We start from the raw sequence: 4,225 nt of genomic DNA, 5'->3' as shown, positions 1-4,225 counted from the left end.
GTGTATAGTTTACCAGAATATTTTTATCTTGTTTAGTAAAAAACAGCGTTTTCACGCTGTAAGTTAATCTTGCTGTTTATCTAGAATGATTTTTGTAATCATTGCCACAACTTCATCGATACTGTGACCCGTTGTGTCGACCAAAACGGCATCGTCGGCTTTGACTAACGGACTAATCTGACGATGTGAATCCTTATAATCACGCGCCTCAATTTCAGCCTTTAAAGTTTGCAGGTCAACAGTCATCCCCTTAGCTAAATTCTCTTGATAACGGCGTTGTGCGCGTTCGTCAACGCTGGCCACAAGGAAGATTTTCACTTGCGCATCTGGTAACACTGTTGTCCCAATGTCACGCCCATCCATGATCACATTATGACTGTTAGCAATGTCTCGTTGACGGGCCACAAGATCGGCTCGCACTGCGGCATATGATGAAACCAATGACACGTTGTTCGTGATTTCCGTTGAGCGAATCGCTTCTGTTACTTCTTGATCATTTAAGAAAACACGTTGCACTGGTGTCCCTGGTTCAAAGCGCACCTGCGTATGCGGCAGTAAAGCTACAACCCGTGCTTCGTCATCATAGGCGACGCCAGCTAATTTGGCCGCTAAGGTGATGGCACGATACATTGCACCTGTATCTACGTAAACATATTGTAATTGGGTAGCTAAAATTTTAGCAATCGTTGACTTACCAGCTGATGCTGGGCCATCAATTGCCACCTGAAAATTATTTGTCATAGTCTCCTCTAACTTAGCGAATATTCAAATCGCGACCAGCATATTGGGTGTAATTTGACACCGTCAGGCCTGGGTTTAACGCAATCACTTGATCCGTTGTCATCCCATGGGTCACGGCAAAATTATAAAGTGTTTGGCTGGCACCTAGCACGGCTGTATTGTTGGCAACACTTGATGATGATACTTCAGGTGCCGCACTACTACTGCTTTCGACCGCACTTGATGAAACGCTCTCATCAACTGAACTTGTGTCATCACTACTACTTACAGCAGATTCAGATACAGCTGTATCGTCTGAAGAAGCGACTGATGACGATGATGAATCAACAGATGATGCTTTTTTCGACGACGCCGTTTTCTTATGACTCACTGATGACGCCACTTGTTGCTGGGGTGCTTTATGATTCACCCAAAAGCCATAGACTGGGACACTCGATAAAATCAGTAATCCAAGAATAATCAAGAATACCCGAAGGCGCTTGTGTTCGCTGTTTTGTTGGCTTGATTTACGCGAAAACTGAGGTTCAACTTTTTGTTGCTTTGATCGGGCTGACCGACTCATCTTATTTGGGTCAAAATCGTTCATAATAAAACGACCTCCATCATAATAGTTCACTTAAAAGTTTACCACATAGGAGGTCGTTGATGTCGATAACGTTTGTTTAAGATAAAATTTGACGTTGCATGGGCTGCAAAATAGAAAGCACCGCAAAACTGACAATGCCCCATATTAAACCTTGCGCAATGTTAAATGGGATCACCATCGCGATAAAATATTGGCCTAACCCAATCATTTTAGCGATGTCAAAATGGGCAAACTTCGCATAGAGCGGCACCGCAATCAACCAGTTCATCACGACACCTGCCAATGTTAAGCCCACTGTTGCCGCACCGACTGCCAACAAGGCGCAGCCAATTTTTTTGGCGTCAAACTGTGGCATTACCCAAAATAAGATAAGCGCAAAGATCACAATCGCCCACAAGTTAACGGGTAAGCCAAGATAGGTATTGACCCCTTCGTTAGCCAAGATTAACTTTAAGAGCGTCCGTAAGATAACGGTCCACAGTGCCGCTGTCAGATCTAACCAATACCCTGCGATCAGCACTGGAACAATTGAAAAGTCTAATTTCAAAAAATCAGCCCCTGGTATCAACGGCAATTGTGGAAACAACATTAAGCCAAATGACAAGGCACTTAAAATCGCGATCAGCGTTAAGCGTTGCGTGCGTGTGTGTGAGATAGACATATTTTTTGCCTCAAAAAAACTGCACAATTTGTCAGGGTAGCACAAAAAGGCAGTTTTACTTTCTTTTTTAAACTTCTTTATACCCGACTTTACGGTCGGCTCTGGATTTTGACCAGATCAGCTGCTTACGCAGGTCGCGGGCTTACCATGTCTTGCATGTCTCACCGCCGGTTGGGATTTACACCCGACCCTGAAGTATATTCAATTAAGATTACTTACTAATTGTAACAAAGTAATCATCACAAAGCAATGTTTTAGCGACGACGATACATTTTGTAGTCTTGATTCTTGAGGCGCTTAACTTCTGCACTCGTTAATTTACGATATTCACCCGATTGTAGACCCGTCAAATCAAAAAAGGCATACTGTTCACGAGTCAGCTTAGCGACTGGCAGCCCCACTTTTTGGAGCATGTTTTTCACTTGGTGATTACGCCCTTCATGAATAATAACGCGTACCATACTGGTCTTTTTGTCTTTATCCACGCGCTCAACACTCACCCGCGCCGGGGCCGTCTTCCGACCTTGAATGACCACACCACGCTTTAGCGGTGCTAGCTTTTCGTCAGTCGCAATCCCTTCAACTTTAGCCATATAGACCTTGTCAACACGTGACTTAGGGTGCATCAATTGATTAGCAATCACCCCATCATTGGTCAATAATAAAACACCAGTTGTATCATAATCTAAACGACCAACAGGATAAACACGTTGTGGCACGTCTTCAAGCACATCAAGCACCGTTTGGCGGCCCTTGTCGTCACTATTTGTCGTGACGACCCCACGTGGCTTGTTCATCAAATAATACACCAGCTTTTCGCGGCCTTCAATCGGTGCGCCATCAACCTGAACGGTATCATGTGGCATCACTTTGATGCCAAGGGTTTTGACCGTCTCACCATTGACTTGGACCCGACCTTGTGTGATTAATTCTTCTGCCCCACGACGTGAAGCAAGTCCTGCTTGCGCAATGACTTTTTGTAAACGTTGTGCTTCTTCAGACATCATTTTTTTCTTCCATTTCTGTTGTCTGCGCATCAAATGCGCTGGTAAATAATTCGCCACCACCATCTGCGACGTCAAGGGATTCAAAATCTGGTAGTGGTGGGAGTTCATCAAGTGATTTTAAGCCAAAATAATCTAAAAATTCGGCTGATGTCCCATACATAATGGGACGACCTGGTTCATCTTTTCGCCCCGCTTCAACCACAAGCTGACGCAACATCAACTTCTGAATGGTCCCCGCTGATTGCACGCCCCGAATTTGATCAATTTCAATGCGCGTAATCGGTTGCTTATAGGCAATGATGACCAAAGATTCTAGTTGTGCTTGTGATAAAGTGGCCTGGGCTGGCGCTTCAAAATAGCCCTTAACAACCGCGCCAAGTGCTGGCTTGGTGACCAAACGATACATCCCATCCGTTTCCCGAATCTCTAACGCACTGTTGGGATCATCAGCATATTTATTGGCGAGCGCTTCAATCAAGTTCAACACTGCTGGCTTATCAAATTGGGTAATACTACAAAGCGTTGATAGCGCCATCCCTTCATCACCAGCGACAAAGAGCAGTGCTTCAATTTGACTCAAATTATTCATGCCCGTCTATGTTCTCAATTTCTACAAATATTTCTGCTTGTGCATCCGTTTGATGCAAAATAACCTGATCTTCCTTTGCCATTTCCAGCAAAGCAATAAACGTCATGACCAGCGATTCGCGATCATGTAACTGGTCAAATAACGACTCAAAGGGCAGCATATCCCCAACTTGGTGGGCTGCAAAATGCTGACGAATATTCGTCACTGCGTGCGCCATCGTCATTTTTTCACGGACAACCCGACGACTAATGGGTTCATGTTGTCGCTTTTTGCGCAATAACTTAGCAAACGCTACCTGTAAATCCACTAACCCAAGCCCTGGTGCCAGTGCCATATCAGGCTCAAAATCTGCTGGGACTGCCATCGGTAACCGTGCAAATGATTGGTGATCAGCGCTCTCTCTTTCTCGTAATTGCGCACTAGCAGCTTGAAACTGTTTATAGGTTAACAGTTGCCGCATCAATTCATCACGCGGATCATTCAACTCCTCAACCAGCATATCATCGTCATAGGTTTCTTGTGGCAACAAATCCGCTGATTTAATTTGAACTAACGTAGCTGCCATCACCAAATATTCAGATGCCACATCCAACTGCATATCTTGCTGCGCCTGAATGAAGGCCAAATACTGGGCCGTGATT

6 protein-coding genes and 1 riboswitch are annotated in these 4,225 nt (G+C 44.6%); all 6 genes read right to left on the bottom strand.

Features of this window, described 5'->3' with window-relative positions:
- Positions 1-63: 63 nt before the first annotated feature.
- The 6 genes from cmk to ACW12G_RS06665 all read right to left on the bottom strand — a co-directional run bounded on the left by cmk (position 64) and on the right by ACW12G_RS06665 (position 4,224).
- Positions 64-741, bottom strand: a complete 678-nt coding sequence (cmk, locus tag ACW12G_RS06690; protein WP_029509279.1) for a (d)CMP kinase — start codon at positions 739-741, stop codon at positions 64-66.
- Between the two features lie 13 nt (positions 742-754).
- Positions 755-1,327: a hypothetical protein gene (locus ACW12G_RS06685; RefSeq protein ID WP_029509277.1), complete on the bottom strand. Its 573-nt coding sequence runs from the start codon at positions 1,325-1,327 to the stop codon at positions 755-757.
- 76 nt (positions 1,328-1,403) lie between these two features.
- The gene (locus ACW12G_RS06680; RefSeq protein WP_455647574.1) at positions 1,404-1,988 is read right to left on the bottom strand and encodes an ECF transporter S component; all 585 of its coding nucleotides are present in this window, start codon (positions 1,986-1,988) and stop codon (positions 1,404-1,406) included.
- 66 nt (positions 1,989-2,054) lie between these two features.
- A riboswitch (FMN riboswitch) is annotated at positions 2,055-2,190 on the bottom strand.
- Positions 2,191-2,242: 52 nt separating this feature from the next.
- On the bottom strand, positions 2,243-2,992 hold the full coding sequence (locus tag ACW12G_RS06675; RefSeq protein ID WP_010000216.1) for a pseudouridine synthase: 750 nt from the start codon (positions 2,990-2,992) through the stop codon (positions 2,243-2,245).
- Positions 2,985-3,584: an SMC-Scp complex subunit ScpB gene (gene scpB, locus ACW12G_RS06670; protein WP_010002770.1), complete on the bottom strand. Its 600-nt coding sequence runs from the start codon at positions 3,582-3,584 to the stop codon at positions 2,985-2,987. Before scpB ends, ACW12G_RS06675 begins: the two co-directional genes overlap by 8 nt.
- Complete coding sequence (locus ACW12G_RS06665; protein ID WP_455647573.1) at positions 3,577-4,224, bottom strand: segregation and condensation protein A; 648 nt, start codon at positions 4,222-4,224, stop codon at positions 3,577-3,579. The genes scpB and ACW12G_RS06665 overlap by 8 nt, the downstream gene beginning before the upstream one ends.
- Between the last annotated feature and the right edge of the window lies 1 nt (position 4,225).

The sequence above is a fragment of the Leuconostoc sp. genome (genome assembly GCF_965300815.1).
The sequence above is the reverse complement of the archived record's forward strand: the minus strand, read 5'-3'. Positions and strand labels throughout refer to the sequence as shown.

What these genes read in the sequence shown, in the direction of transcription:
- cmk (WP_029509279.1), bottom strand. Translation starts at nt 741, where the DNA reads ATGACAAATAATTTTCAGGTGGCAATTGATGGCCCAGCATCAGCTGGT.
- ACW12G_RS06685 (WP_029509277.1), bottom strand. Translation starts at nt 1,327, where the DNA reads ATGAACGATTTTGACCCAAATAAGATGAGTCGGTCAGCCCGATCAAAG.
- ACW12G_RS06680 (WP_455647574.1), bottom strand. Translation starts at nt 1,988, where the DNA reads ATGTCTATCTCACACACACGCACGCAACGCTTAACGCTGATCGCGATT.
- ACW12G_RS06675 (WP_010000216.1), bottom strand. Translation starts at nt 2,992, where the DNA reads ATGTCTGAAGAAGCACAACGTTTACAAAAAGTCATTGCGCAAGCAGGA.
- scpB (WP_010002770.1), bottom strand. Translation starts at nt 3,584, where the DNA reads ATGAATAATTTGAGTCAAATTGAAGCACTGCTCTTTGTCGCTGGTGAT.